Source organism: Shewanella sp. AS16 (genome assembly GCF_021412365.1).
Lineage (GTDB): Bacteria > Pseudomonadota > Gammaproteobacteria > Enterobacterales > Shewanellaceae > Shewanella > Shewanella salipaludis.
Window position 1 is genome coordinate 1 of record NZ_JAKCLK010000261.1, and the last position, 291, is coordinate 291.

Below are 291 nucleotides of genomic sequence, written 5' to 3' on the forward strand. Positions count from 1 at the left end.
GCATGGCACGGATGATATCCATCCCGCCTGCCAGCAGGAGTTCCAGCATGTTATCCATCGAACTGGAGTCAGAGCCGGTTTCGTTGACGAACGGCGCGGCGTCGTGCAGGTCAGGGATCAGCGGCGTCTGGAATTTATAGGTACGCGCACGCGCCCATTGGCGGTTACCGGTGATGGTGTTGATTTCACCGTTATGCGCGAGGTAGCGGAATGGCTGCGCCAGCGGCCAGCGCGGTACGGTGTTAGTGGAAAAGCGCTGGTGAAACAGGCAGATGGCCGATTCCAGACGCA

1 protein-coding gene is annotated in these 291 nt (G+C 59.5%); it reads right to left on the reverse strand.

Going from position 1 to position 291, the window contains the following annotated elements; genetic code table 11:
* A partial coding sequence (locus tag LZP73_RS20240; RefSeq protein WP_234236727.1) for a hypothetical protein occupies positions 1-291 on the reverse strand: 291 nt, incomplete at both ends.